Below are 25,542 nucleotides of genomic sequence, written 5' to 3' on the forward strand. Positions count from 1 at the left end.
AAAAAGGCCGCGTTTGCGACCTTCAAAATTAGAATTAAATCGAGGTGGTATATTACCACTTTTTCTTTTCGCCAAAGAGAGCATCCATATCACTATTTCTCTCTTTGTCCTCCATGACTTGAAGGTCTGCGGCACTTTTAGTTTGGCGGCGTTTCTCTAAATCATCATACATTGACTGCAATTTTTCTCTTGCTTGATTAGAGTAAGCGTCATTTTTGGTACTCAGTACATCCAAACCTTTACGCAATAATTGTATTGCTGTTCCTGGCTGCCCACGCATAATTGAATCATTAGCTCGCTTAAGTACATTTTCAATGTTGATGCGAACTTGTATAGTTTCTAGACGCGCATTTTCAGTGACATAAGCCTGAGTTTCAAAGCGTCCTTTATTGTGTTCACTGCGCACTGTATCTCTAAGGCGTTTAACCAACTTCAACATCATCAGGGCTTGCTTATCACTGGTTGGAACTTTGAACGTTGTACTGTCTCCCCCAGGGTGATTCTCTTGCAAGTTTTTGACCTGTGTTTTCATGTTTTCAATTCGTTGCACTAATTGTTTATTCTTGGGATCCAGTTCATGCATATTAAGCAGAGCATCAAGAATGCGGTTATTGAGGCAAACCAATAAATCCTTACTAAAAGGCATGTGGTGAGCGTTCCCGATAAGATCTTCAGTGGCATCAATAATCGCAATGTAGCGAGTCGATTCCTGCTTTTTTGCTGACTCGACCTTTACTTTGTACTGGAGCATGATGTTGTAGCCAAGGACCAATACCAGTAAAACGGCAACTAGAGCAATGATTAAACCTATATTCATAAAATCCGTATCTTTCTTAGAATTTAGCGGTTGATATTTAAGGATACACGATCCTCAGTTATCACTACACCTTCAAAACGACTATTTTCATTATTCCTGTTTTAAAACGTCAAAACTGCTTTTTATTTGTGAGATTGGGCGTTGCTTGGCAAAAATTTAGTCAACTGCACAAAATGCTCTCTTTTTTAGTTAAGTATTGACCCTACAGGCTTTGAATTGAGAGTGTTAAGCGTTATAACTAATTATTATAAACTATGATTGTATGATCTGGATCTTTGATAAGGGATTGCGGGGCCAATAATGAAGTTACAGCAGTTAAAATACATTGTTGAAGTGGTTAATCATAACCTGAATGTTTCAGCAACTGCGGAAAGTCTGTATACCTCTCAGCCGGGTATTAGTAAACAGGTACGTTTGCTTGAAGATGAGTTAGGCATTCAAATATTTGAACGTAGCGGTAAGCACCTTACTCAGGTGACTGGGGCTGGAGAAGAAATTATTCGAATTTCTCAGGAAATCCTTTCGCGTGTCGAGAGTATTAAAGCCGTTGCTGGTGAACATACCCACCCAGAAATGGGCACGCTGAATATCTCCACTACCCACACTCAAGCACGTTATGCTCTACCAGATGTCATCAAAGGCTTTACTGCTCGCTATCCTAAAGTTTCACTACACATGCATCAAGGGACACCAAGTCAGATGTCTGAAGCGGTTGCCAAAGGTACTGCTAATTTCGCTATTGCGACAGAAGCTTTGCACCTATATCAAGATGCCGTCATGTTGCCTTGTTACCATTGGAATCGTTCCATTGTTGTACCTAAAGATCATGCTTTAGCCAAAAAAGAGCGCATTTCAATTGAAGACTTGGCAGCCTATCCATTAGTCACTTATGTATTTGGTTTTACCGGGCGCTCAGAGCTAGATACGGCATTTAACCGTGTAGGGTTAACTCCCAAAGTGGTTTTTACCGCAACGGATGCCGATGTAATCAAAACTTATGTTCGCATGGGAATTGGCGTTGGTGTTATCGCAAGTATGGCCATTGATAAAGCAAGTGACAGTGACCTAGTGGCCATCGATGCCAGTCATCTTTTCGGTGCCAGCACAACGAGCATTGGATTCCGACGCGGAACATTCTTGCGCTCTTATATGTTTGATTTTATGGAACGTTTTGCACCTCATCTCACCCGACCAGTCGTCGAACGAGCCATCTCTTTGAAATCGAATATAGAGATAGAAGAGATGTTTAAAGATATTGAATTGCCGGTTCGTTAAATAGTTCGTTTGCTCGAGATTTCTCTTTTCAATGAGAAACGCTTTCTAATTAATGACTCTCCCCCTAAAATTGGCAACTCTAGGGGGATGAATGCGTACATTATTTAAACAGCTCGATGCTTTCTTAATCGAAAATCAACACTTTTGGCGATTTGAACCTTTTCATCAGAGTATTGTGCCCGGTTCGCCATGGCATTCATTCAATGAACCTTTAGGTCAGTGGTTAAGCTCTCTGAGCTTTTCACAAATTGAAGCGTTGAAATTGTCGCCAAATGAACTGGTTATTCATTTATCTGAGTTCATTGAAGGATTAGATCAAGTTCATGCTTCGTTACAACTTCGACCAGCCCGTCATAGTCATCGACTTATTCACGATTCCCATCTTGAAACAGGAATTCCGGGCCGAAAATTACAGCAAATTCGTTCGATGAGCTCAGCTTTATTGTATCAGCACCAAGGTACGGAATGGTTGGAATGGTGTTCAGGTAAAGGTTTTTTAGGAAGAATACTGGCAGCTCAATCAAAACAAAAAGTGACAAGCTTTGAGTATCAAATGCCATTATGTGAGGCTGGACAAACCATTGCGGATGCATTTGCTCTGCCGATGCAGTTTATACAAGGTGATGCCTTCCAGCCAGAGGCACTGTGTGCATTTCACCCAGCGCAACACGCTGTAGCACTGCATGCTTGCGGTGACCTCCACGTTCGGCTTTTAGAGTATTCAGTAGCAAAAAAACTACCCGCTATTTCATTCTCACCTTGTTGTTACCACCTAATTCAAGCAGCCCTCTACCAAGCGATGTCGAGTGAGGGGCAAGCGTCATCATTAACATTAAGTCAAAGTGAATTACGTATTCCCCTACAAGAAACTGTAACAGGGGGGCAGAGAGTGCGACGACACCGTCAGCAGGAAATGACGTATCGTTTAGGCTTTGATCTATTTTTGCGACTGGAATTAGGCTATCAAAATTATTGCCCTGTACCGAGTATCAAAAAATCTCAGTTAGCCGATGGATTTCGCATTTTTTGCCAATGGGCTTGCGCGCAAAAGAGCATTGAGTTGCCTGCAGATGTGGATTTAAAACACTATGAAGAAAAAGGAGCGGATAGATTTTGGCAGATGGAAAGACTGAGTCTTGTGCAGCAAGCTTTTCGTCGCATTATTGAGCTATGGCTAGTGTTGGATAAAGCCATTTATTTGCAAGAAAGTGGTTACAAAGTAACGATTGAGCAGTTTTGTGAACGACAAGTCACACCTAGAAATATACTGGTCCACGCTTTCAAGGAGTAGCAGCTAAAAGAAAGCCAGGTGATTAGCCTGGCTTTCTATCTATTTCAGCGGAATGCAACTATAAGAGCTCGCGATCAGTTAAACATTGCAATAGCTTCTTCAGGTGCAACATACTCAAGAGAGAAACTCTCGGCAACTTCTTGGCACGTTACTTTACCATGGATAACATTGAGTCCTTCGAGGAAGCCTTTGTCATCAAGCAATGCACGTTGATAACCCTTATTCGCCAGTTTTACAATGTAAGGCAGAGTAGCGTTATTTAAAGCAAACGTTGATGTGCGTGCAACGGCACCTGGCATATTAGCAACACAATAGTGCACAACTTCGTCAACGATATAAGTTGGATCAGCGTGTGTTGTTGCATGAGAAGTTTCGAAACAACCACCTTGGTCAATGGCGACATCGACAACCGCAGAGCCAGGTTTCATACGAGAAATAAGATCTTTGGTGACAAGCTTAGGTGCTGCTGCCCCCGGAATAAGAACAGCGCCGATAACTAAGTCAGCTTCTAGAACATGTTGCTCAATAGCATCTTTTGTAGAATAAACGACTTTTGCACGGCCTTGGAATTCTTCGTCAAGTTTGCGTAATGTATCGACACTACGATCGAGAATGGTGACATCCGCACGTAGGCCAACCGCCATACGCGCAGCATTTGCGCCAACAACCCCACCACCGATAACGACCACTTTAGCAGGTGCTACACCTGGTACACCGCCCATCAGTAATCCACTGCCACCGTGTGATTTCTCCAAGCATTGTGCACCTGCTTGAATAGACATGCGACCCGCAACTTCAGACATTGGTGCTAATAGTGGTAAGCGACCCATATTATCTGTTACAGTCTCATAGGCTATGCAGACAGCTTTGCTCTTGATTAGCTCTTCAGTTTGTGGAAAATCTGGAGCTAGATGTAAATAGGTAAATAAAATTTGGCCTTCACGGAGCATAGCGCGCTCAACAGCTTGAGGTTCTTTAACCTTAACTATCATTTCTGCTTTCTCAAAAATGTCAGAAGCAGTAGGAAGAATGGATGCGCCTACAGCGATGTAATCATCGTCTGAAAAGCCGATGCCGGAACCGGCATTTGTTTCAATAAAGACTTGGTGGCCGTGTGAGATAAGTTCGCGCACGCTCGCGGGAATCATACCCACACGATATTCGTGGTTCTTGATTTCTTTAGGGACTCCAATGATCATCCTAACTCCTTAGATATTTTTGGTTGTTATAACTGCATGTCGGGTTGTTGTTGCGAATTTATGACTAGTATAAATGTGAGTGTGTAAAATTTGATACTGAATATTAAAAAGTTGTAGTATATATTTTTGCAAGGAAGTAATAAGGTGGAATAAAAAATGGCAGACAACTATAAAAGGCCGTCCAAGGATCTAGACCGTATCGATCGCAATATTCTTAATGAATTGCAGAAAGATGGTCGTATTTCGAATGTAGAATTGTCTAAACGGGTAGGGTTATCTCCAACGCCTTGTTTAGAGCGTGTACGTCGCTTAGAGCGTCAAGGTTTCATTACCGGTTATACCGCGTTGTTGAATCCTCAATATCTTGATGCTTCGCTTTTGGTATTTGTTGAAATTACGTTGAATCGTGGTGCACCTGATGTGTTTGAGCAGTTTAATACTGCGGTTCAAAAGCTGGATGACATTCAAGAGTGTCATCTTGTTTCTGGTGATTTCGACTACCTGCTGAAAACTCGTGTATCTGACATGGGGGCGTATCGAAAACTGCTAGGCGACACGTTGCTACGTTTACCTGGTGTAAACGACACGCGCACCTACGTCGTAATGGAAGAAGTAAAGCAAACTAACCAATTGGTTATAAAAACTCGATGATAATGTTTGAATAGTGGTACTTCTTTCCACATTCTGACTTTCGTCAATTGGGTTTTTAACCTTGATAGGTTAAATTACATAACAAACCGAGCGGCTTTTGCCGCTCGGACTGTTTCCACTTAAACCAATCGCTAAATTATTCATCAAATTTACGTATTGGAGCTAATCAGAATCTAGGTTTATGTTCAAAGAGAACCCGAATAAAGTTGAGACTATTGTTAAAACGAGTGAAGAGCCTCAGTCTTCACGTTTGAATGGGTCTCAACGCCTTAAAGAATGCGGACTGATCATCGCTGTCCTTACCTCTGCACTCCTTTCTGTCGCATTACTTACTTTTAACCCTGCCGACCCATCGTGGTCCCAAACGTCTTGGGGCAGTGATATACAAAACGCTGGTGGAGTTATCGGGGCCTGGGTTGCGGATACGCTGTTCTTCATATTTGGGTCACTGGCTTATCTTATCCCGCCTATTATGATGGTAATTGCTTGGGTTTTTCTACGAAAAAGAGATGCCGATGACCCTTTAGATTTTGTGTTGTGGGGTACGCGCTTACTCGGTCTAACTGTTCTGATTTTAACCAGTTGCGGATTAGCTGATATTAACTTTGATGATATTTGGTATTTCTCATCGGGTGGCGTTATTGGTGATGTACTGACGAGCCTAGCCTTGCCTACATTAAACTTATTAGGCTCTACGTTAGTATTACTTTTTCTATGGGGAGCAGGTTTTACGCTGCTAACTGGGATCTCTTGGTTAACCATTGTTGAATCGCTAGGAGAGACGAGCATTCGCATGTTCTCATGGCTGATTAACCGGATTCGAGGTGAGCGAGAAGAGACCATTGAACCTGTTCTCACCGCCGTTGAATTATCTCGTGCTGAACCCACAGCGCTTGACCAAGAGGTAGTGAATGATCGTGAGTCGACTGAGCCGACAGTGGAAGGTGCTCAACAGAGTGTTTTAGCAGATGAGGTGCCAAGGCGTTTTAATATCCATATGCCTGAAACCAAAGAACCTGTTGAGTTAACAACACCATCGAATTATATCGAACAGCATGAGTTTGATCGCAGCAAACAACTTAATGCAACGATTGAGGAGCTTGAATCGGTCGCTTTAGAAGATGATGATCTTGTATCTCAACCAGGGCAAGAATCGCCTGATCCCACGTTCATTAATTATACGATGGAAGAGATACCAGCACGGCCGTTGAGATCTGAACCATTGGATCAAGATTCAAATTGGCCTCAGGCAGATACAGAGGTTGACCCGGCATTTAGCTCGGTGGCTGACGTTGAAGTCGATGAACTGCGCGTTGAACCAGTTATTTCAGATTTTGATGTGGTTGATGAAGAAGAAGCACCAAGCGAAATAGAGTTTGTTCACTCTGAGCTTAAACTTATGCCGCAAGCTGCCAGTGTCGAGCAAGAAGATCACGCAGAACAAACCGATAGCGATGTACTTGCTTTTCAAGAAATGGTGGCGTCGGCACAGGCAAATATGGCTGCGCAACAGAATCCATTTTTAATGCAACAAGAAACCAATCTTCCGAAACCTGCCGAGCCAATGCCAACGTTGCAACTTTTATATCATCCAGAAAAGCGTGAGAACTTTATTGACCGAGATGCATTAGAAGAAATTGCTCGGTTGGTTGAATCCAAACTCGCTGATTATAAAATTCAGGCGCAGGTTGTGGATATCTTCCCAGGTCCGGTGATTACTCGTTTTGAGTTGGATCTTGCACCAGGGGTTAAGGTCAGCCGTATTTCTAGTTTGTCGATGGACTTAGCGCGTTCTTTGTCTGCGATGGCGGTACGTGTTGTTGAGGTTATACCGGGTAAACCGTATGTGGGCCTTGAATTACCGAATATGAGCCGTCAGACAGTTTATTTATCAGATGTTATTGATAGCCCGCAATTTAGAGAAGCAAAATCACCAACAACAATTGTACTAGGACAAGACATTGCTGGCGAAGCTTTGGTGGCCGACTTATCTAAGATGCCTCATGTGTTGGTGGCTGGTACCACGGGTTCAGGTAAATCAGTTGGGGTTAACGTCATGATTCTCAGCATGCTGTATAAGGCAACGCCTGAGGAGGTCCGCTTTATCATGATTGACCCTAAAATGTTGGAGCTATCGGTTTACGAAGGTATTCCTCATCTTCTCTCTGAAGTTGTTACTGACATGAAAGATGCTTCCAATGCGTTGCGTTGGTGTGTGGGTGAAATGGAACGCCGCTACAAGCTCATGTCGGTGCTTGGTGTGCGTAATATTAAAGGTTACAACGATAAACTGAAGATGGCTGCTGAAGCAGGTCACCCAATCCATGACCCTCTTTGGCGAGAAGGTGACAGTATGGATAGCGAACCGCCATTGCTAGAAAAATTGCCGTATATCGTGGTGGTTGTGGATGAATTCGCTGATCTAATGATGGTGGTGGGTAAAAAAGTTGAAGAACTGATAGCTCGCTTAGCGCAAAAGGCTCGAGCGGCTGGTATTCACTTGATCCTAGCGACCCAACGACCATCAGTTGACGTTATTACGGGTTTGATTAAGGCTAACATTCCAACGCGTGTTGCTTTTACTGTCTCTACCAAAACGGACTCACGTACTATTCTTGACCAAGGCGGTGCTGAATCGTTATTAGGCATGGGAGATATGCTTTATTTGCCTCCAGGCTCAAGCCATACGATTCGCGTTCACGGTGCTTTCGCTTCAGATGATGATGTACATGCGGTAGTTAATAATTGGAAAGCTCGTGGTAAACCTAATTATATCGAAGAGATCACTCATGGCGATCAAGGCCCCGAAGGTTTGCTACCTGGTGAAAAGATGGAAAGTGACGAAGAAGTCGACCCACTCTTTGATCAAGTGGTGGAACATGTCGTAGAGACGCGTAGAGGCTCAGTTTCAGGGGTTCAACGGCGGTTTAAGATTGGTTATAACCGAGCGGCAAGAATCGTTGAACAGCTAGAAGCTCAAGGAATCGTGAGCGCGCCTGGTCATAATGGCAATCGTGAGGTACTGGCTCCCGCACCATCAAGAGACTAACATTCAGTTTCTCACCGCCTAGCTGCGTTTGGTCAATTATTAAGATAGACAAAGATAAGGGCACTGTAATCCATAGCATCGAATATGGATTACAGTGCCCTAATAAGTTTATCGATTTGTTTTTACTAGTTGAGCTAATACCATCACCGCTAATACCAATAAATTACCTGCAAAAATAACCACTAACCACTGTGGCATCGAAAGCGATAAAAACTGCCATACAATTTTTGAACAATCTCCATAAGCTTCAAACATCCATGGTGCCCATTGATTTAGTGGCGCCCAGTTAGGGAAAGTAACAAAAAGATCACAAGTAGCGAATGGAGAAGGGTTAAATTGATAGTCCACATGTTGTATTGTTAACGTTAACCCCTTGTAGGCACTCGCTCCCCAAGCGATTAGGCCAACCCAACGTACAAGTGGGTTGCTTGGCGCGATAGCCCCGATAACGGCTGCTCCTACAATCCCTAACATCGCAACTCGCTCATAAATACACATAACGCAAGGTGCTAGCATCAATACGTGCTGGAAAAAGAGTGCGCAGAGTTCGAAGAAAACCACAAAAAGCAAAAGTAAAAGCCAAGACTTTCTAGATTGTGAGAAGGACTTGAGGGTGGAAAGAATGTTCACTGATATTTCCCTATTGAGAATAAAAAAAAGCTCTGAGTTATCAGAGCTTTTTAACTTGGATAAGTTTCATGTTCAACTGAAATTTTTAGTGCCCAATAGAAACTGCGTGCTCCACTGCTTTTGCTGAGTGATGTACTATCCAACCTAAATCATAAAAGTGAGCCGTCATTGGTTCGACTAAGAACACAATTCCCGCTAAGCCTACTAGGGCGAGTACGATAGTGTAGGGCAGAGCCATTAACACCATTCGGCCGTAGGAGAGGCGAATAAGTGGCGCAAGTGCTGAAGTCAACAAAAATAAGAACGCGGCTTGACCATTCGGGGTTGCTACAGAAGGTAAGTTAGTACCGGTATTAATGGCCACAGCTAAAACATCGAACTGATCACGCGTGATCATACCTTCAGTAAGTGCAGCTTTAACTTCGTTGATGTATACCGTGCCGACAAATACATTGTCAGAGACCATAGATAGTAGACCATTAGCCACATAGAACAACGCAAGTTGAGTTCCTTTATCTTCAACATGCAGTACCGCATCAATCACAGGTTTAAATAACTCTTGATCAATAATAACGGCTACAATCGAAAAGAAAACGGCGAGTAAGGCTGTAAATGGTAAGGCTTCTTCGAATGCCTTACCTAACGAATGCTCTTCAATAACACCAGTAAACGCTGTTGCAAGAATAATGACCGAAAGTCCAATTAAGCCAACAGCTGCTAAGTGCAGAGCGAGACCAACAATCAACCAAACCGCAATGGTACCTTGAATCCAAAGTTTAGCAACATCTTGATTAGTGCGAGTTTTTCGCTCTTCGGTATCAAAATCGACCAAAATTTTACGGACGTTGTTTGGAAGTTCTGCACCATAGCCAAAAACTTTGAATTTCTCTATTAGTACGCAGGTTAAAATTCCGCAAATAAAGACAGGGACAGTAACTGGAGACATTCGAAGGATAAATTCGCCAAATAACCACCCGGCTTGGTCTGCTATGATCAAGTTTTGTGGTTCACCAACCATCGTCATTACACCGCCCAATGCGGTTCCGACACCTGCGTGCATCAGCAATGAGCGAAGAAAAGCGCGGTAGTTCTCTAAGTCGTCACGTGTGAGTTCTGATATATGCTCATCCTGCGTGTGGTCGTGTGCAGAGCTTGTACCTTGACCAGAAGCGACTTTATGATAAATCGAATAAAAACCAACAGCGACGCTAATAACAACAGCGATCACGGTTAGAGCATCTAAGAAAGCTGATAAGAAAGCAGCAGCGATACAAAATGCAACCGACAGCATAGGTTTAGATCGAATGCCAAGTAATATCTTGGTGAAGATAAAGAGCAATAACTGCTTCATGAAGTAGATACCCGCGACCATAAATACCAGTAGCAGTAATACTTCAATATTATTGACTAACTCGTGCTTTACTTGTTCAGCACTGGTCATCCCAATAGCAATAGCTTCAATAGCTAATAAGCCACCAGGTTGAAGAGGATAACACTTGAGCGCCATCGCAAGGGTGAAAATAAACTCAACCACTAACAACCAACCGGCAACAAATGGGTTGATCAAGAAAAAGACAATCGGGTTAATAATGAGAAAAGTGATAATGGCAACTTTGTACCAGTCAGGAGCTTTACCAAGAAAATTCTTGAGAAAAGCGCTTCCGAGGGACATCGGCATGGGTAGTACTCTTACTGTTGATATGAATAGACATCTTTAGCTTATCTAAATTCATGTATTGGAATTATCAAATATTGTAGTTGTAACCGTCTATTTGACAATGACTTAGTGAAACAATAATCCAAGTGTTGAATAACTGTTTAACTAAGACGCTCCGTGAGTGAGACAAGCAATCCTTACTTCGAATGCCACTCTACCTTGCACGCTTTTTTAGTCAATAAAAAACCGCTTATTGATAAAATACCTACCAACATTTTGGTCAAAAACGCGATCAAAGTAGTGTAAACATTGCTTGAGAATGATGATAAATGTTCATTGAGATAAGATTCGAAGTGAAACTAAGTTAATAGCGTGCAAAAAAAGTAAAAAGAGCGAATTTCGCAAGATTAAATTACGCCTTATAAATCTATGAATGTGATTTATCTCTCTTTATCTTATAGTGAGTTATGAGTGGCGGGGAATACATAAGTGATGGAAAAAAGCTATTTTACTTATTATCTAAATGGAAGCGTCATACTGAATGAAATGGAGTTTTTGCTCTAATTTTGCTTTGTAACGACTTTATTGAAGGGTGGTTTCCGATAACGAGTAAGTAGTGGTATGATGAGTGCTATTCGACCCACAAATAAATAGAAAACTGGAAAAGTACTTAATGGTCATTAAGGCAAAAAGCCCAGCAGGTTTTGCTGAAAAATACATAATTGAGAGCATCTGGAATGGTCGCTTTCCGCCTGGTTCAATCTTACCTGCAGAGCGAGAACTTTCCGAATTAATTGGTGTTACACGCACAACGCTTCGAGAAGTATTGCAACGCTTAGCCCGTGATGGTTGGCTAACTATACAACATGGTAAGCCAACGAAAGTAAACCAGTTTATGGAAACATCTGGCCTACATATTTTAGATACGCTTATGACGCTTGATGCGGACAATGCAACCAGTATCGTGGAAGATTTGCTAGCTGCACGTACTAATATTAGCCCGATATTTATGCGCTATGCTTTTAAGGTAAACAAAGACAGCTCTGAGCGTACGATCACTAATGTGATTGAATCTTGTGAAGCCCTGATAAGAGCAGAATCGTGGGATTCTTTTATAGAATCATCACCTTATGCTACTAAAATTCAGCAGCACATTAAAGATGATGGCGAGAAAGATGAGGCTAAACGTCAACAGATACTCATCGCAAAAACATTTAATTTTTATGATTACATGCTTTTCCAACGCTTAGCATTTCATTCTGGCAATCAAATATATGGTTTGATCTTCAACGGAATTAAAAAATTGTACGACCGAATTGGTAGCTACTATTTTTCAAACCCAGAAGCTCGTGATTTAGCTCTGAAGTTTTATAGAGAGTTATTAGCTGTGTGTGAGAGCGGTAACCGCGAAGAATTGCCCGTAGTTATTCGTCATTATGGTATCGCTAGTGCCCACATTTGGAATCAGATGAAGACAACGTTACCGACTAATTTTACGGAAGATGATAGCTAGGCTATTCATTGTCGAGTATTCATAAAATAACAAAGCCCGCAGAGCGGGCTTTGTTATTTATGGCAGTCGCTAGATTTCTTCGCTACCCCCAGCTTCTTGGAACCAAACCGCAAGGTGTTTTTTTAAGTCTTTCAGTTCATCAGGACCAATCAAGGCTAACCCCAGATCTTCGGCTCGGGTAATGTCGTTGTGACGTAAAGGACGAAAGCTAACTAGCATTGCTCTTGCTTGTAATCCGCCAAGCAAATCACGTAATGACTCTAATTTATAGAGAGTATCATCGCCATCATCACGCATGCCTTTGGTTTTACATTCAATAATATGCAGCTTGTTGTTCACAACTGTCGCAACATCAAGTTCATTTCGAACTTCTCTTTCTCCTAATTGACGATAAACTTGTACATTTAGAGAACGGTCTTGAATCGTTGGCATATCATCTTGAATTTGCTTCACCGTGCTATGTACTAAAGTTTCAAGCCACTCCCCATTCGAGAAACGACGCGCATCTTCATTAGCAAAAGTTAAAACACCATCTTCATAGGTAGCAATTTTAGCTTCGACCAAATCAGTTAAAAGAAGGTTTAGTTCACGGTAGCCTTGCTGTTTTTCAGAGAGCTCAACATCGAGTTTCTGCTCTTTACGACAAGTCGTTGCTAAGTAATTTAAGGTAGCGAGGCCAGGGCCTAATTCTAATGCGTTGCTGGCCCAACGTTCACCGAGTTCATAGAGTTTTTTGTCGAGTTGAGGTGGGATATTATGTTCACTGAACTGACCTCTGGCACCAAAAATAGTCAAGTAATCAGAGATGGTGATATGGTCTTGAACTTGAGCATCTTGATTTCCATCAGGATAGAGCCAACACAGACGATCACTACTCGGTTCGATCACAAAAATTGGCCAGCAGTAACTACGAAATACTTCATAAGCAGACAGCAGACGATGGCGCAGTCCACAGCTAGCGTTGAGCTTAACCTCTTCATTTCTTGCTTTAAGCTCTTCTGCTAACTCATAGATCGAGTTTTTAATCGCTGATGTATTTGAACCCGATGGGATCTCAAAAAACTCAGAGGTGATATCACGCTGCTTGAGTACGGCGTGTAGACGTAAATAAATAGGTTCTTGGCTTTGATCACCAATAAAAACAATGTGTGAACTTACCGTTCGATTATCCAGTAGGGGTGTGACCAAGCGAATAGGGTCTTGGTCAATAATGCCAACATGAACAGCCATAAATCATCCTCATGTTTAGCTTGCAAAAGTAAGAAGTAAAATGGTGCGCAAGCAATAGTTATCATATAACGATGCAATACTTAAAAAACAAGGGCGACTTTAGATAAAAGTCGCCCTTGGACAATTATTGACACTTAACTTACAAGCTAAAGTGAGTTAGCCATTAGTTTGTTACAAGTTGAATTGATGGACCAATTCATTTTGTTGGCTGGCTAGTTGAGTCAAACTGGCGCTTGCTTGTGCAATTTGAGACATAGCTTGATAGCTTTCATCTGCGATCAAATTAATATCTTCAATATTACGTGCAATATCACTGGTTGTTTCACTTTGTTCTGCAGCTGCTTGAGTGATGTGCGTGCTCATTTGGCTGATTTCGAGTATAAGCGCTTGAATTTCTTCCATCGTACTATTTGCTGTTGACGCTTGTTCGACCGACATTTCCATATCTGACATACAGCTTTCGATGACTGTGCTTGCTGATGAAGAGCTTGATTGTAGGTTGCTGATCATGGTTTCAATTTCAGAGGTAGAGTCAGTGGTACGTTTTGCGAGAACACGAACTTCATCGGCTACAACCGCAAAACCACGACCTTGTTCTCCTGCCCGCGCTGCTTCAATGGCTGCGTTTAATGCCAGCAAGTTTGTCTGTTCAGCGATATTGCGAATTACATCTAAAATAGAACCAATTTGGCTACTCATTTTTTGCAATTCACCCACCGCATCTACAGATTGATTCAAACGTGTTTCAAGCTGGTTAATGGTCGTGATATTGGTGCTCATAATGTTACGACCAGATTCAGAAGCCGATTCTACTTTCAGTACCATCTCTAACGAGCTTTGCGCACTTTGTGCGACTTCCTGAACAGAATGTGCCATTTCCGTCATTGCAGTGGCGACATTTGCGGTTTGCTCACGTTGAGAATTGAGTTTCGATTGTGCTTGCGATGAAGTGGTTTGGTTATGATTAGCCGTGTTGGTTAGGTTTTCAGAAGCATCATTGAGTTGTACTAGAATATTATGCAAATTGTCCGCTAATGAATTAACATGACCACTTAAGCGGCTGAATTCGTTGTTATAGCGAATCTCAATGCGTTGTGTCATGTCCCCTTGAGTTAGCCCTTCGAGTGTTTTGAGTATCCGAGTTAGCGGCTCACGAACACTTTGTGCAATATGATAACCAATACCGGTAGCAATAAGCACAACAGCGATACCAATGACAATCGCTTGTATCACACCTTTCTCATAAACATCACCTGCTTCTGCGAGAGAAGTATTTAGGCTATCAGTTGCTGTGCCATTGAATGAGTCCAGAATCGTCATTGCTTTATCAACTTCCACCGCAAGATTGGCAATGTTGTCGTATAAAGCGGCTTTAGCGAATAAGTAGTTATTATGTTGGTCTAACACGCCGCCTTTTTGACCAATATCTATAGTGAATTTCTCTACTGATTCATCAAAGACTTTCTTAAGCTCTGGCAATTGTGTCGCTAGCCCACGGTAGGCATAGTTTAAATGGGTAACGGCTTTTTTATTTCTCGCTACCGCTTTTTCAACAAAGGATACATCTGAACTGGCTAAAGCATCAGAAGTAATAACTTCAGCGTCTTTCAATTTGATGAAATAGCTTTTTGCCATAACTTTCACTGAAATACTGCTCTGGCCGTCGACGTAATCTTTCATTCCAACGCTCAAATCTGCATGAAGTCTTTGAAACTCACGTGTTGATTTTTGTACTTTTTCTTGAGCCTCAAACATAGCTTGGTAGTTGTTCATTGCATCTGAAGCTTCAGAGAAGTAGCGTTGCTCCATTTGTTTTAATTGAGCAATACGCTCTGTTAAGTCAGGGTTACTCGAACTGGCTTGTGCGAGTTGATTTAGGATAGTGTTGAAGTCTTGTTTTGATGAGGTAAATTCTGCACGCATGGCATTCATACGATCTTGATTCTGCGTGGTTAAAAAATCTTTAAATGATTTGTCAGCAGAAAGCAATTGCACACTCGTTTTGTTTGATAGTGAAACAAGTGGTAAAGCGGTGGTTGATACACTTTCGAAATTGGAATGAATTTGATTCATTCCTCCCATCATAATAGCAGTTGTTACAGCAAACATAATGATAATCAGTGTAAAGCCAGCGTACATACGCCTAATCACTGAACCCTTCATAATCCTCTCCCTAGAAAAATCATAATAATCTTTTGTCTCAAAAAAATAACAAAATAATCGGCATTGTATTGAGGTTGGGGTGCGCATTTTATGACGAGTTTGGCAAAATTATTTTTTATATTAGTGAAATGTCATTTATTTTAAGTGAACGGTGTTTTTTATTGAGCTTTTTTTAGTGTTGGCGCATACTAAAATCCAACCAAACACCTATCACTATATTCACTCAATGGAGTACTTCATGGCTGAGGAAACCATTTTTAGCAAAATTATCAATAAAGAAATTCCTGCTGACGTCCTATATCAAGACGACTTAGTCACTGCTTTTCGAGATATTAACCCGCGAGCTCCAAGCCATATTTTGATCATCCCCAACAAATTGATTCCAACAACGAATGATGTGGAAGCCGAGGATGAAGCTGCGTTAGGGCGTATGTTTACCGTAGCGAAGAAAATCGCACAGCAAGAAGGTATTGCTGCTGATGGTTATCGCCTCATTGTTAACTGCAATGCGCATGCTGGACAAGAGGTCTATCATATTCATATGCACCTAGTGGGTGGTTGTCCACTTGGCCCTCTCTTAATGAGCTAAATTTGTATTACCCAACCTTGGTTGGGTAATAACTGTGATCTATAGATTTCAGAAACGGAGTGTTGGGTGAAGCGTTACGTGCGACTCGTTGTTATTTTTTTATCGCCTATTTTTCTTAATTCATGTGCCAATCTCTCTGCGGGAAATTTGTTCAGCCATTACAGTGCGCAAAACAGCGCTGTTTATCAATCAGTGAAAGTAGGTCAATACCAACAAGCGGAAAGCGAACTTCCTGATTATATAGCGGGTGATATTCTTGATAATTTAGAGAAAGGACGTGTTTACTTTCTCAATCAAAAATATGTCGAAAGTAAAGCAACTTTTGAGCTGAGCGATGCAGCAATGAAAGTTCAACAAGATAAGGCATTAATTTCTCTTAGCGATACCACTAGCAGTGTCGGCGCGCTTGCTGCTAATGATAATTTAACAGAGTACATTCCTGCGGATTACGAATTAGGATTCTTGCATCTCTATCTGAGCTTAAACTATTTACAACGCAATGATTTGGAAGGTGCATTGGTCGAAATTAGACGGGCTAATCAAGTTCAAGAGCAAGCCAGAAAAACTAGGGAAGCTGACTTAGAAAAAGCGCAAAAAGATATGCAAGCTCAAGGTGTTACACCAAATTTAGGTAGTGTGTTATCGAACTATCCTGATGCTGGCAAAACGCTGCAAGCGGTACAAAACGCATACCTTCTGTACTTGTCAGCTTTGCTTTATGAAACCTCTAACGATTTGAATAGTGCGTATGTGGATTACAAACGAGCGTTAGCTGTGATGCCCGATAACCCTGAAGTGATCGACGGTACATTGCGAGTTGCTAAACGTTTGGCAATGAAAGCAGACCTTGTTCAACTTGAAAAGCAATATGGTAAGGCTTCGGCCATGTCTGAATATCAAGGGCGAGTGATCATCCTTGAAGAACAAAGTATTGTTCAAGCGATGCAAAGTTGGCGTCAATCTTTGCCTTTGTATGACAGTCGAGGTAATGGCGCATTATATTCTTTGGCTCTGCCATACTATCCTAAAGCCCAGGCTGAAGGATTTGCACGATTGGCGATCAATGGTCAGCTTGTAGAATCAAATGTGCTAGCGGATGTAAATTTGATGGCCAATCAAAGCTTGTCAGAACGAATGCCGTCTATTGTTATAAGGCAGGCGTTAAGAGTGTTCGCCAAAGATCAATTACGCAAAGAAGCGGCTAAAGATAATGATGTAGGTAACTTACTGCTTAACGCATGGAATTTACTGACTGAGCAACCTGATACGCGTAGCTGGATAACCTTACCGGGTCAAGTGAAGAGCACAAGCCTTTTAGTTGATGCGGGGGAGCAACGAATAGAGCTGAAGGGACAAGAGTACGTTTTTTCTGTTCCTGAAAAAGGAACAACATTGGTGTGGATTTCGCGCCAAGGGAATAATGCAACGATCTGGCATAAACAACTAGGAAGATTGTAATGAAAAAGTGGATATTAGGGCTTTTAACTGCCATAGCCTTAGTTGGCTGTGCTGCGAATACAGCTGGTTTAAGAGTCGACGGAGCATCACAAAAAGTGTTGTTTGGTGACAACGTATTAAGTCAACGACTTGTGATTGATGATATTGCGACCAAGCAAGTTGATGGGCATACACGAGGAATAGTTCGTTTAGTTAGCCAATACAAAGGTGACCAGAATATTGAGTACCGTTTTTATTGGTATGACGATGATGGGCTAGAGGTAAACAACAAACTCAGTCCTTGGAAGCAAACTATTATTAGTGGAATGGACACCGTTTCACTCTCTGAGGTTTCAGTGAATCCAAATGGTAAACAGTTTCGCGTACAAATCCGTGAATCAAACAACTAAATTGGGAAGTTAAGGATCCAATATGAAGAAAAGTATTATTGCATTGCTAGGTCTAGCGGTCATTCTGGGCGGTTGTTCAAATAAAGTGAGCTATGGTGACGCACAAGCTGTTGAAACGACTACGGTTGATTTTGGCTCAACGGATTTACAAAAAATTGCCGCTGAAATGATCGATAGTATGATGATGTCAGGCTCTATTGCCGCTATTACTCGTGATTCGCGCCCCATTGTTTTTGTTGAGCGTATTAAAAACAAAACCAGCGAGCATATTGATACAGAGTCGATCACTGACACCATTAGCACCAAGATGTTGAACTCAGGTAAGTTCCGTTTTGTTGATATGGACCGTGTTGAGTCTGTACGTGAGCAGCTCAACTTCCAAAACAATGACGAGCTAGTCAATCAAAGTACAGCGATTCAATTTGGTAAAATGGTTGGTGCGCAGTACATGCTTTATGGCAACCTTTCAAGCATTGTAAAAAATGCTGGAAGTGACAAAGATGTGTACTACAAAATGACGATGCGCATGATGGATCTAGAAACTGGTCTTATCGAGTGGGCGGATGAAACCGAAATCCGTAAGCAAGAGTCAAAAAGTATGTTAGGTCTTTAATTACGATATCTAGGGCGTGTTGGCCTAATTATTGAGGAAGAAGTCGATATGGCGCGAATGTCTTGGCGTGAAGCTTGTAAGCTTGATCATACCTTAACCTCGCTAGAAGGCTTCTTCTCTATTCCACCGGGCTATGCTCAGACCTTGACTGGTGGTTTAACCAATCGATGCTGGAAAATCATTGTTGAAGATGGATCTGCTTTTGTATGGCGCCCTAATACGCCAATTACACAAGCGTTTTCAATCTCCCGTTTTCAGGAGTATCAAATCCTATCAGCGATAGAATCGTCTCATATCGGCCCCAAGCCGCTGTTTATCAATGAGCAGGGATTATTAGTTGAGTGGATAGAGGGTGAGTCTTTAATGGATGGGTTACCCTTCGAATCATTACTCAAGACCCAAATTAAGATCCACAATCTCAGTACAGCCCGTATCCCCGTAGCTCCGTTCAGTTTTACCGCACGTGTCGATCTCTATTGGTTACAACTTAAAGCCGAGTACAAAACTGAACAATGCACGAGTCTATACCAATCATGGAGAACAGCTCCAAATCTTGCCGATGTTGGGGTAGTTCTCTGTCATTTTGATCTTGCTGGTTACAATATGGTGAAAACCCAACAAGGTCATCGAGTCATTGATTGGGAATATGCTTCTATTGCTGACCCAAGGCTAGACCTCGCCTTAAGCATTGAAGTTGCGGGACAGAAGCCTTTGGAATCTGTTTATCGCTATTGCCAATTACGCGAAATTGAAGGTGTAGATGACTGGGTTGAAGGTGTTATGGCCTGGCATCCAAGGATATCGATGATGGCGATGCTATGGTATTTACTTGCACATCAACTGTGGGGAGATGATTACTATCTACACCAAGCCGATAAACTTAAAAACGGATTATGTAGTTAGGATCACTGTTTCGTAGTCTCATTACATTAAATATTTGGTAAGGTCTTTAAAACCACAATCTTCGTGGTAGATTGAAGCCTCAAGGAATGGGGGAATTATTATGATTATCTATTTACACGGTTTCGACTCAACAAGCCCGGGAAACCATGAAAAAGTGTTGCAGTTGCAGTTTATTGACGATGATGTCCGTTTCATTAATTACAGCACATTACACCCCAAGCATGATATGCAACACCTTCTCAAAGAAGTGCACAAAGCTATCGAGCAATCGAATGACCCACATCCAATCATTTGTGGTGTGGGGCTGGGTGGGTTCTGGTCTGAACGTATTGGTTTTCTGTGTGGCATTAAGCAAGTGATCTTTAACCCTAATTTATATCCAGAGAATAATATGACAGGACGAATTGACCGTCCTGAAGAATATGAAGATATTGCAACCAAGTGTGTGGAACAGTATCGAGTGAAAAATAAAGGGCGTTGTTTAGTGATCTTATCGAAAGAAGATGAAATCCATGACAACAGCAAAACGGCAGCTGCGCTAGAGAGCTACTACGATATTATTTGGGATGAAAAAGAGTCTCATAAATTCAAGAAGATCTCACAGCATTTACAAGCGATAAAAGCATTTAAAGAATCGCATTAGCTGCATATATTGATGACAAAGCGACTCCAGTAAGGGTCGCTTTTTTATTGTCCAAATCCCTACATTTGTTAATGAAATAGCATCATTCTTTAGTTGCACGGTGAATTTTGCTCTATATAATGAATAAACTATAAATATTTTGATAAATATCAAAAAAAATTGAGAGCAAGGCGAAAACTTGCCCATTATTGTGCGTAAGCATATTTTTATCCTAATGAACGTGTTACTGAAAGCAGCTTTTACTTCAAAGGCGATAGCGTGCCCAAAGCAAGCATATGATTGAAAATTTCTTCAGTGTGAAGTGCCATGCTGAACCATATTTATTCATTTTTTGAGGATTGTTTTTGTGACTCGAATTGTCGTTGTAGGTGGTGGAGCGGGTGGTTTAGAACTCGCAACAAAACTTGGCCGTACACTTGGCCGTAAAAATCGCGCAGAGATTACACTGGTAGATCGTAAGGCGAGCCATTTATGGAAACCTTTGCTGCATGAAGTTGCAACAGGTTCTTTGGATGAAGGTGTGGATGCCTTGAGCTATCGTGCCCATGCTAAGAACCATAGTTTCGACTTCCAAATGGGTAGCCTGGCTGATATTGACCGTGAACGTAAAGTTATTGTGCTCAGTGAGCTCAAAGACGAACATGATGAACTGTTAATGCCAAGCCGTGAAATAGAATACGACATTCTTATTCTTGCTATTGGTTCGACATCCAATGATTTCAATACTCCTGGCGTGCGTGAGCACTGTATTTTCCTCGATAGTCCTGAGCAAGCAAACCGCTTCCGTACAGAGATGAATAATGAGTTTTTGAAACTGCATGCTAAAAATGGCCATGGGACGGTAGACATTGCTATTGTTGGTGCGGGTGCAACAGGTGTTGAATTATCGGCTGAGCTGCACAATGCAGTGAAAGAGCTTCGCACTTATGGTTTTGGTGATCTCGACTCAAGCAAACTGAATGTTAATCTTGTGGAAGCGGGTGAGAGAATTCTACCTGCATTGCCACCGCGTATTTCAAGTGCAGCGCATAGCGAGTTGACCAAACTCGGTGTTAATGTGCGCACAGCAACAATGGTGACTCAAGCGGATAAAGATGGTTTAACTACCAAAGACGGTGAGAAAATCCCAGCACAAATCATGGTATGGGCGGCAGGTATTAAAGCCCCAGATTTCATGAAAGATATTGCAGGTCTGGAAACTAACCGCATTAATCAATTAGTCGTGAAAAACACACTTCAAACCACACGAGATGACGATATTTTTGTGATTGGTGACCTTGCACAATGCACCCAAGCTAACGGTAAGTTCGTACCACCACGCGCGCAAGCTGCGCACCAAATGTCGAGCCATGCGTTTAGAAACATTGTCGCTAAACTCAATGGTCGTGAACTGAAACCATACATTTATAAAGACCACGGTTCTTTAGTTTCGTTGAGTCGCTTCTCAACGGTTGGTAGCTTGATGGGTAACCTGACTAAAGGTTCTATGATGGTTGAAGGACGTATTGCTCGCGTAGTGTATATCTCTCTGTACCGTATGCACCAAATGGCGCTACACGGTATTTTCAAAACAGGTTTGATGATGTTGGTTGGTAGAATCAACAGAGTGCTTAGACCAAACCTTAAGCTGCATTAATTAATGGTATAAGAGTTGAACCGGAGCAAGATTGCTCCGGTTTTTGCGTTTATTGGTCTGCAATTTACACTACAGTTTATAAAGTCTGCTCAAATAGAACAGGGGTCTAACAAAAACGTTTCTGGACAATTCCGATTTAGCAGCAACTGACAGAGCAGTCCAGATATAGCATTTAACACAAAATCAGAAATACATAATTAATCAGTTTACACAGCATTTATAATACTTGTTACTTTAGCCTGATACCTTTGATTCCAGATGTAGATAGGAGCAGATACTGCACAATCATTACAGACGATAGTTATTTCTGGTTGACGAATAAGGTTAGAATGAAATAAATAGCCCAGCGATGGTTGCTGACATTAGATTTGACAGCGTACCAGCGGCAATGGCTCTCATACCTAATTTTGCGATTTGATGACGACGGGTTGGAGCCAGATAACCTAATCCACCCAATAGCATTGCAATTGAACCCAGGTTAGCGAAACCACATAGTGCAAATGAAACTATCGCTTTAGTTTTCTCTGAAAGAACCATCAGACCCATGACTTGAAGCTCTTCGGGGGAAGCTAGATATTTTGCAAAATCTAAATAAGCGACAAACTCATTAACTATGACCTTTTGTCCAATGAATGACCCTGCCAGTGTAGCTTCTTCCCATGGAACACCAATTAAGAATGCGAGCGGAGCAAAGATAAGTCCGAGAAGATATTGCAAAGAAAGATGCGGCATATCGATATATCCACCAATACCGCCTAATATTCCGTTAAGTAATGCAATCAAGCCAATAAAGGCGATCAGCATTGCTCCAATGTTGAGGGCTAACTGAAGACCAGATGAAGCACCTGAGGCTGCCGCGTCAATTACGTTTGCTGGTTTATCACCTGCATCAGCTTCTATGTTTGGAGATTGATCTTCAACCTCGTCAACTTCAGGTTTAATTATCTTAGCAAAGAGAAGTCCACCAGGCGCAGCCATAAACGATGCAGCGATTAGATACTCCATTGGTACACCCATAGATGCGTAACCCACAAGTACACCGCCAGCAACGGAAGCCAGTCCACCACACATTACAGCAAACAATTCAGACTGTGTCATATTTGGAATAAACGGTTTTACAACTAAAGGAGCTTCGGTAAGACCAACGAATATATTAGCTGTCGCTGAAAGTGATTCTGCTCTAGAAGTACCTAGGGCTTTCTGAAGGCCACCGCCGATAAAGTTAATAACAATAGGCATTATTTTCAAATAATAAAGAACACTGATCAGACTGGAAAAGAAAATAATTACTGGTAACACTTTAAATGCGAAAATAAAACCAAGTCCATCAACACTGAAGTTGACTAGATTACCAAATAAGAATTCTATTCCTGAGTTACCATATCCAATAATATTAGATACTGCTGAAGATATTCCGTAAAGAAAATCTCGGCCCAAGGGAACATATAAAATAAAGGCACCAAAGAAGAACTGAATAGCGAACGCGCCACCAACTGTTCTCAAGTTTATTTTCTTTCTATCTGTTGACAATAGAATCGCAAGTAATAGCAATACAGCTATTCCGATAAAACTCATTATGATATTCATGATTTTCACCTTGTTAACGTTATAAATTCAATTGGATATAAATATTATCACTCTGATTTAGTTAGTATTAAATGGTAAATGTTTATTCCCACGCATAATAAATTCCTAATTAGGATAGGATATGATTAAATATAAAAACCGTAGAATACATATATAGAACATCCAGTAGCGTTTATATATCTAAGCTTCTTTTGGCTAGTCATCACTAGGGACATAATAATTAACCCAGAGGCGATATATCCTATGGTTTCGATAGACATCGTTTACTCCAATAAAAGGCTAAATAACTTACCTTTGAACGCTTTGGCATTAATGTCGTATACAATGACTGCGTTATGCTTATTCTCACTAACACGGAATTTATCGATGATGAGTTGCCCATAGCCTGCTTCGCTTTTGTAGTCGACTTCGGCAAAAGTTTTTAATTGCTTTGTGATAATTTCTGGGTACATCGCAACGGCTATTGTCGTAGGATCCGCAAGGTCGATACCGTCTTTACCAAACTTTCTGCCAAACTCTCTTAGTAGCTGAGTACTACGAGCGGCAAACTCGCCCAATGGACCAGTTTTATGTAACTGTTCGATATCGTTAGCGTCAAAGAAGGCATCACCAATACAAACGTCCCAACCTACAATGCTTTTGCTTAGTTCTGAACCTATAACAATTTGCGCCGCCTCAGCGTCAGCCCACACATTAAACTCGGCAACAAATGTTACATTGCCAGGCCCAAAACCAGCACCACCCATAATATATACATGCTTAATTAACTGAGGTAACTCTGGATCATTTAGTAGTGCCAAAGCTAAATTTGTCAGAGGGCCAATGGTTACAATCTCTAATTCGCCCGGGTATTTTTTTGCGGTTTCTATTAGTTTGTCTACTGCATGTCCTTTGGAAACTTTGATAGCAGCAGGTGATAGATTTAGGTTTCCAAGGCCATCTTCTCCGTGTACACCCACACCGTTTATTTGCTTACGGAGTAGCGGCTTAGAAGCACCCGCGTAGACTGGGGGCTGATAAGTATTAGCTAGCTCAATAGATTTCAGTGCGTTTTCTACACACTGATCCAATGGGCAATTACCAGCGAGGACCGTTATTGCTTCCACTTTGATACTAGGTTCTCTAAGGGCCATGATGATTGCGATTGCATCATCGGAAGCTGTATCAGTATCAATTAAAAAATGCCTCATTACATCGTACCTTGCTTATTATCTGTACGATGTAATATCCGTGAATAGTGGAAACAAAAAAAGGACTAGTGTCCTTTTTTAATTAGGTCTAGTAAATAGGATTCATTTCTGATGATCAGAGTCTTATTTTTTAAGAAAATAATATTTTTTTCATGTAGATTTTTTAATATTCGGTTCAAATGTCTAGTTGATATTCCTAGCATTGCAGATAGTGATTCTCTCTTTTCTAATTTTAGTTCATAACCTTCTTTTTCTGCCCTTTGTAGTAAGTATCTGGATATCAGAAACTCTACTGATTCAGACGATTGTGAAAGGAGAGAGGATACGAATACGATTCTTTTTCTTAATCTGGAAATAATAAAATGTAAAAACTGTACATTATCATATGCATGCTCTAGCACGTATTTTGCGGAAAGTGCTAATACAGTAGAATCTTCACAAGCCTGAACATTTCTTCGTATTTTATCATTCGAGAATAACTCAACCTCACCTATTACAGAAAAAGGAGTTTCAAATGAGTAGACAGACTCTATTCCGCTATCCTGAACATAATTTACATGCAATTTCCCATTTACCAGAAAGTAAATATAAGAGAGCTCATCGTTTTGATGATAGAGGTACTCACCCTTATTTACTGAAATCAAATCAATATTCTTAATGGTCTCATCAGACAAGTAATCCGCTAAAGAAAAATGTTCAATATAATGCCACTTCAATTCTGTATTGGTTGATTTTTTCATCAAATCATCTTTTTATAATAAGCCTATCATGAAATTTAATAATATACCTTCTTCATAAAAAAAGACAGGTGTCCTTTTTTATAGCTTTTCAGCTGATTACTATTTCTTACGAAAATACAGAAGAACTCCTTGGTGGAGTCTCAACGCATGTACCCAATCTTAGGTCGTGACTCAAATCAGTTGAATTACTAATAGAACTCCCGCTCGATAAACGTCCCTATAACTTTGTCATGCATCTCTTCTGATTTTGAAAAACCGATCGTTTTACGAACAAGGCGCTTCAATCTTGAACGTTATGTCAGGTTGGTTCGCTCAATTC

The 25,542-nt window shown here is 41.3% G+C and carries 21 protein-coding genes and 1 pseudogene; 12 read left to right on the forward strand and 10 right to left on the reverse strand.

The window, feature by feature from the left end; all coding sequences use genetic code 11:
- Positions 1-52: 52 nt before the first annotated feature.
- Positions 53-817, reverse strand: a complete 765-nt coding sequence (locus tag AACW06_RS05985; RefSeq protein WP_053310116.1) for a hypothetical protein — start codon at positions 815-817, stop codon at positions 53-55.
- A gap of 300 nt (positions 818-1,117) precedes the next feature.
- Between AACW06_RS05985 and cysB the strand changes: the two genes are divergently transcribed.
- Together cysB and AACW06_RS05995 are read left to right on the forward strand one after the other, a co-directional pair.
- Entirely contained in the window at positions 1,118-2,092 is a 975-nt protein-coding gene (gene cysB / locus AACW06_RS05990; RefSeq protein ID WP_053310115.1) for an HTH-type transcriptional regulator CysB, read from the forward strand.
- Between the two features lie 91 nt (positions 2,093-2,183).
- The gene (locus tag AACW06_RS05995; RefSeq protein ID WP_192074403.1) at positions 2,184-3,383 is read left to right on the forward strand and encodes a methyltransferase; all 1,200 of its coding nucleotides are present in this window, start codon (positions 2,184-2,186) and stop codon (positions 3,381-3,383) included.
- Positions 3,384-3,457: 74 nt separating this feature from the next.
- Here AACW06_RS05995 and ald read toward each other — a convergent pair whose 3' ends face one another.
- Positions 3,458-4,582 carry an alanine dehydrogenase gene (gene ald / locus AACW06_RS06000; protein WP_192074404.1) on the reverse strand — a complete coding sequence of 375 codons (1,125 nt, stop codon included), beginning with the start codon at positions 4,580-4,582 and terminating at the stop codon, positions 3,458-3,460.
- A gap of 156 nt (positions 4,583-4,738) precedes the next feature.
- On the opposite strand from ald, the gene lrp reads away from it, so the two are divergent.
- Positions 4,739-5,233, forward strand: coding sequence for a leucine-responsive transcriptional regulator Lrp (gene lrp, locus AACW06_RS06005; RefSeq protein WP_053310112.1), 495 nt, complete (start codon positions 4,739-4,741; stop codon positions 5,231-5,233).
- Positions 5,234-5,414: 181 nt separating this feature from the next.
- Entirely contained in the window at positions 5,415-8,282 is a 2,868-nt protein-coding gene (locus AACW06_RS06010) for a DNA translocase FtsK (RefSeq protein ID WP_192074405.1), read from the forward strand.
- Between the two features lie 108 nt (positions 8,283-8,390).
- Here AACW06_RS06010 and dsbB read toward each other — a convergent pair whose 3' ends face one another.
- Positions 8,391-8,912, reverse strand: a complete 522-nt coding sequence (dsbB, locus tag AACW06_RS06015) for a disulfide bond formation protein DsbB (protein ID WP_192074406.1) — start codon at positions 8,910-8,912, stop codon at positions 8,391-8,393.
- An 85-nt stretch (positions 8,913-8,997) separates the two neighbouring features.
- Positions 8,998-10,590, reverse strand: a complete 1,593-nt coding sequence (nhaB, locus tag AACW06_RS06020; RefSeq protein ID WP_192074407.1) for a Na(+)/H(+) antiporter NhaB — start codon at positions 10,588-10,590, stop codon at positions 8,998-9,000.
- Between the two features lie 652 nt (positions 10,591-11,242).
- On the opposite strand from nhaB, the gene fadR reads away from it, so the two are divergent.
- On the forward strand, positions 11,243-12,082 hold the full coding sequence (gene fadR, locus AACW06_RS06025; RefSeq protein WP_192074421.1) for a fatty acid metabolism transcriptional regulator FadR: 840 nt from the start codon (positions 11,243-11,245) through the stop codon (positions 12,080-12,082).
- A gap of 69 nt (positions 12,083-12,151) precedes the next feature.
- On the opposite strand, the gene AACW06_RS06030 is transcribed toward fadR, so the two are convergent.
- On the reverse strand, positions 12,152-13,312 hold the full coding sequence (locus AACW06_RS06030; protein ID WP_192074408.1) for a DUF1887 family protein: 1,161 nt from the start codon (positions 13,310-13,312) through the stop codon (positions 12,152-12,154).
- Between the two features lie 171 nt (positions 13,313-13,483).
- Positions 13,484-15,475: a methyl-accepting chemotaxis protein gene (locus tag AACW06_RS06035; protein WP_192074409.1), complete on the reverse strand. Its 1,992-nt coding sequence runs from the start codon at positions 15,473-15,475 to the stop codon at positions 13,484-13,486.
- A 238-nt stretch (positions 15,476-15,713) separates the two neighbouring features.
- Between AACW06_RS06035 and hinT the strand changes: the two genes are divergently transcribed.
- The 7 genes from hinT (at position 15,714) to AACW06_RS06070 (ending at position 21,706) form a co-directional block, all read left to right on the forward strand.
- Positions 15,714-16,064 carry a purine nucleoside phosphoramidase gene (gene hinT / locus AACW06_RS06040; RefSeq protein ID WP_192074410.1) on the forward strand — a complete coding sequence of 117 codons (351 nt, stop codon included), beginning with the start codon at positions 15,714-15,716 and terminating at the stop codon, positions 16,062-16,064.
- Between the two features lie 66 nt (positions 16,065-16,130).
- Entirely contained in the window at positions 16,131-17,522 is a 1,392-nt protein-coding gene (locus AACW06_RS06045) for a hypothetical protein (protein WP_192074411.1), read from the forward strand.
- On the forward strand, positions 17,522-17,911 hold the full coding sequence (locus tag AACW06_RS06050; RefSeq protein WP_192074412.1) for a YcfL family protein: 390 nt from the start codon (positions 17,522-17,524) through the stop codon (positions 17,909-17,911). Before AACW06_RS06045 ends, AACW06_RS06050 begins: the two co-directional genes overlap by 1 nt.
- Before the next feature lie 22 nt (positions 17,912-17,933).
- Positions 17,934-18,524: a penicillin-binding protein activator LpoB gene (gene lpoB / locus AACW06_RS06055; protein ID WP_053310102.1), complete on the forward strand. Its 591-nt coding sequence runs from the start codon at positions 17,934-17,936 to the stop codon at positions 18,522-18,524.
- A gap of 48 nt (positions 18,525-18,572) precedes the next feature.
- Positions 18,573-19,427, forward strand: coding sequence for a phosphotransferase (locus AACW06_RS06060; protein ID WP_192074413.1), 855 nt, complete (start codon positions 18,573-18,575; stop codon positions 19,425-19,427).
- A gap of 100 nt (positions 19,428-19,527) precedes the next feature.
- Positions 19,528-20,070, forward strand: a complete 543-nt coding sequence (gene ycfP / locus AACW06_RS06065) for an alpha/beta hydrolase YcfP (protein ID WP_192074414.1) — start codon at positions 19,528-19,530, stop codon at positions 20,068-20,070.
- Between the two features lie 346 nt (positions 20,071-20,416).
- A complete protein-coding gene (locus AACW06_RS06070; RefSeq protein ID WP_192074415.1) occupies positions 20,417-21,706 on the forward strand; it encodes an FAD-dependent oxidoreductase in 1,290 nt (429 codons plus the stop codon).
- A 324-nt stretch (positions 21,707-22,030) separates the two neighbouring features.
- On the opposite strand, the gene AACW06_RS06075 is transcribed toward AACW06_RS06070, so the two are convergent.
- From AACW06_RS06075 to AACW06_RS06090, 4 genes and pseudogenes are all read right to left on the reverse strand, one after another.
- Positions 22,031-23,293, reverse strand: coding sequence for a NupC/NupG family nucleoside CNT transporter (locus AACW06_RS06075; protein ID WP_192074416.1), 1,263 nt, complete (start codon positions 23,291-23,293; stop codon positions 22,031-22,033).
- 263 nt (positions 23,294-23,556) lie between these two features.
- Positions 23,557-24,483: a nucleoside hydrolase gene (locus AACW06_RS06080; RefSeq protein ID WP_192074417.1), complete on the reverse strand. Its 927-nt coding sequence runs from the start codon at positions 24,481-24,483 to the stop codon at positions 23,557-23,559.
- A 65-nt stretch (positions 24,484-24,548) separates the two neighbouring features.
- The gene (locus tag AACW06_RS06085) at positions 24,549-25,223 is read right to left on the reverse strand and encodes a Crp/Fnr family transcriptional regulator (RefSeq protein ID WP_192074418.1); all 675 of its coding nucleotides are present in this window, start codon (positions 25,221-25,223) and stop codon (positions 24,549-24,551) included.
- Positions 25,224-25,411: 188 nt separating this feature from the next.
- A pseudogene (locus AACW06_RS06090) lies at positions 25,412-25,542 on the reverse strand (IS1 family transposase); the annotation flags it as partial.

Source organism: Vibrio sp. S12_S33 (genome assembly GCF_963889785.1).
In the GTDB taxonomy this organism is placed as follows: domain Bacteria; phylum Pseudomonadota; class Gammaproteobacteria; order Enterobacterales; family Vibrionaceae; genus Vibrio; species Vibrio aestuarianus.